Raw genomic sequence first — 3,396 nt, 5'->3', positions numbered from 1 at the left:
TTTCAGACCGATGGAAACGGTATTACCGGGGGGGACAGGAGGATCAAAAATGACCGTAATCGTCTGAGTATTGGGGTCAAAAGTAGTGGATTTTAGGGTTAATTTTTCGCCTCGCTGATTGCGATCGCCAAGAAAAGCAAAGGTTTGATCGAGAAGAAAAGCAATAGTTTGAATATTAGGCTGCTGTTGTATGGTTACTTTACCCAAGGGCGCCCCGAGAGAGGGCGGTAGAGCGATGGTAAGATAGTATTTTGCCCCCCAAGTACGCACGGATTGGAAAGTAGCGAAGAAATTAACTAGAGTGGGAGAACTCTCAAAAAATACTCTGCCATCGGGAAATTGTCCTGCGAGAGACACAGAAGCATCAAAAGCGAGTATAGCAATCAAAGCGAGTTTAGATAGACTTTCAGTCTGTTTTAAAGGCAAAAAAGGAATTTTCAAGGTAAAAGCTACTATAAAATATTGATTGTCAAGGGCAATTATACCAAATTCACTTAACCCTAAACCGCTGCCATTATCAGTGATCAGTTATCAGTTGTTTTCTCCCCACACCCCACACCCCACTTCTCACTTCCCCAACCCCCAACAGCTAACCCCCAACTTGCAATGTATCTCGAACACCTACATCTTCACAGTTTTAGAAATTATGCCGAACAGTTGCTAAAATTCGAGTCCAAAAAAACAATATTATTGGGCAATAATGCTCAGGGAAAATCCAATTTACTAGAAGCGATCGAACTTTTGGCCACTCTCAAGAGCCATCGAGTCAGCAAGGATCGGGATCTGGTGCTAGAATCGGACTCGGAGGCGAGAATTTTTGCTAGGGTTAATCGTCTTTATGGAGCATCAGAATTAAGTTTAATTCTCCGTTCTTCCGGTCGTCGCACCGTGATCCGTGACCGTCAACCCCTGCGCCGTCATCTTGATTTTTTGGGCGTGATTAATGCGGTACAATTTTCTAGTCTCGATCTGGATTTAGTGCGCGGTGGTCCGGAAGCTCGCCGAGATTGGTTAGATACTTTATTAATTCAATTAGAACCCCTATACGTTCATATTTTACAGCAATATAATCAGGTTTTACGACAAAGAAATGCTCTCTTAAAAGAGATTCGTAAACAGGAATTAGAGGGAAAAGTTTATGCGGATTTATCCCAGCTAAAACTCTGGGATTTACAACTAGCAGAAACCGGTTCAAGAGTAACGAGAAGAAGGGCGCGAGTCCTGCAAAGATTAATTCCTTTAGCCCAAAAATGGCACGAAAGTATTAGCGGAAAAACCGAACTTTTAGAATTACAATATATTCCCAATGTGCCTTGGGTAGAAGATGATGTCAATGGGGTACAAAGGGCTTTTTTAGATAAGATTGAAACCCGTCGTTTGGCAGAGAAACAACTAGGGACATCGGTAGTCGGTCCCCACCGGGATGAAGTGGATTTTTTAATTAACCAAAACCCCGCTAAATCCTACGGTTCCCAAGGACAACAAAGAACCTTAGTTTTAGCCTTGAAATTAGCGGAATTACAGTTACTAGAGCAGATTATCGGAGAACCTCCCCTACTACTCCTCGATGATGTTTTAGCCGAATTAGATATCGAACGACAAAATCAATTATTAGATGCGATCGAAGACCGTTTTCAAACTTTAATTACCACCACTCATCTCAGTTCTTTTGAGTCCCGTTGGTTGCAATCTTCCCAAGTATTTTCTGTCAAAAAGGGACATATTTTTTATTAGCCTATAGCCACCAGCCTTCAGCCATATTCAGTTATCAGTTATCAGGTTTTTCTCCCTATCTTTCCACTCTCTAGTCACCTCAGCAGTTTAACCCTAAACTAAAGCTACTCATTCAGTAAATAGCTGCGATATCTCGGTAGTTTGCTCTAGAAAATTTCTCATATCTTCTGGTTTAATTGTTTGGTTTAATTTATAAATTACTAACCATTCACCACCAGCTTGCAAATACCAACCATGGTTCTGTCCAAAAAATTGTCAGGTGTCAAAATTAAAGATTTCTCGGATAGTAGATTCTTACCATAATACGATCTCAAGCTTATGAACCTTTATTTACAGACCATTGCTGTCAATCGCGGTCATCCTGATTGCTGGCTAAATTGTTGCTGTTAGAAAGTCCGTAGGGAGCATCTCACCTTTGCAATAAGTAGAAATGCTTAATGAGATCAATAAAAAAGTTAAAAAAGGCAACCATTTAGATAAGCACAGCGATGACGAAGGACTTGCGGTACATTACAAGATTGCCAACTTGCACCAGTAATTTTAAGACGATGAGCAATTTGTTTAATTTTTGATTCGACGGAGCCAGAGCCAATGGAAATCCCCTCTGCCTGCAAATAACCATAATTGACAATTCGATGTTTATGCTTGTTTAAATAAGTAATAAAATTCTTAACTTGCGGCTCTGACCATCCTTCACAACAAGAGATAGCGGCGTCCACGTCCCCCTTCCATAGAAAACATTTTACCTCCTCAATTCGCTGGAATGACCCGCCAACTTTATAGAGGTTTTCGATTAAATGATACCAATCCAATATTTCAATTCTTTCCTGTTTCTCTCCGATCTCACGAAATAAATTCCAGATACCATCATGTCCATCTCCTAAACAAATTAAAGGCTTGGCCAAAACTTGAGAATTAACCAAATCTAATAAAGCTGAGTTATTTTGAAAAAAAGCCGCTACCCCCAGTTGATGAAAACTCACTGCTTTATAATCACGCCAAATTAAGGCTTTTCCCTTGGCAGTTCTTAGTCGTACCTTACCGCCATCTAGGCTCATTTCTTCCACTTCCACTTCTGGGTTAGACGGTAATTCTTCAAAAGCATAGCGATGTACGAGGCGTTGTTGGGTACTGTGAGAAACAGCAATCCCTGTCAATGATTTGATTTTCTGCGCCGATTTTTCGTAGGATTCATCGCCACTTAATAGCAAACAGTTCTTCTCTAACATTGGACTCATCTGAGTCCGAGACTTTATTTCTAATTTTTTCGCTTGTTTTTCTGTAATTGGTAATTCCCCCAAAATACTTTTCACTTTTCTCGTCCGACCGGCAGTTTCTTCTGTGCTTGTTTTGACAAAAAAATACCGATTTCTGGGTTAACATAATGAATCATTAAATCTCTGACTGTCTCCTCTATCTCTCCCAAGTTATTAAATTTCTTAATTTGGGATTGCTCATAGAGACATTGCCCTAACTCTTGACATAACTCTTTAATTCTTTTTTCATTTTCTGATAACATTGAATTATTCCTCCCATCGAGAGCTATTCTGAATTGTAAGTTATAACTATTATAATCTCATTTCTCTTTGTGATCAAGTTGAAGATTTTCTAGTTTTTGACTGCTATAAGTATTAATACTCATTGCATAAGTGAGATGCTCCC

At 39.7% G+C, this 3,396-nt stretch carries 3 protein-coding genes; 1 reads left to right on the top strand and 2 read right to left on the bottom strand.

The window, feature by feature from the left end; genetic code table 11:
• On the bottom strand, positions 1-441 hold a 441-nt coding region (locus PX481_RS18110; protein ID WP_288095327.1), incomplete at its 3' end, for a DUF2808 domain-containing protein.
• A 165-nt stretch (positions 442-606) separates the two neighbouring features.
• Here PX481_RS18110 and recF point away from each other — a divergent pair.
• A complete protein-coding gene (gene recF, locus PX481_RS18105; protein WP_002761547.1) occupies positions 607-1,734 on the top strand; it encodes a DNA replication/repair protein RecF in 1,128 nt (375 codons plus the stop codon).
• Positions 1,735-2,189: 455 nt separating this feature from the next.
• On the opposite strand, the gene PX481_RS18100 is transcribed toward recF, so the two are convergent.
• A protein-coding gene (locus PX481_RS18100; RefSeq protein ID WP_288095325.1) for an ISKra4 family transposase occupies positions 2,190-3,253 on the bottom strand; the annotation gives its coding sequence in 2 pieces (ribosomal slippage) (positions 2,190-3,097 and positions 3,097-3,253; 1,065 coding nt in all).
• Positions 3,254-3,396: the final 143 nt, after the last annotated feature.

The organism is Microcystis sp. M53603_WE2 (genome assembly GCF_030065435.1).
Note: the sequence above shows the minus strand (reverse complement) of the source record. Positions and strands in the feature narration are given on the sequence as shown.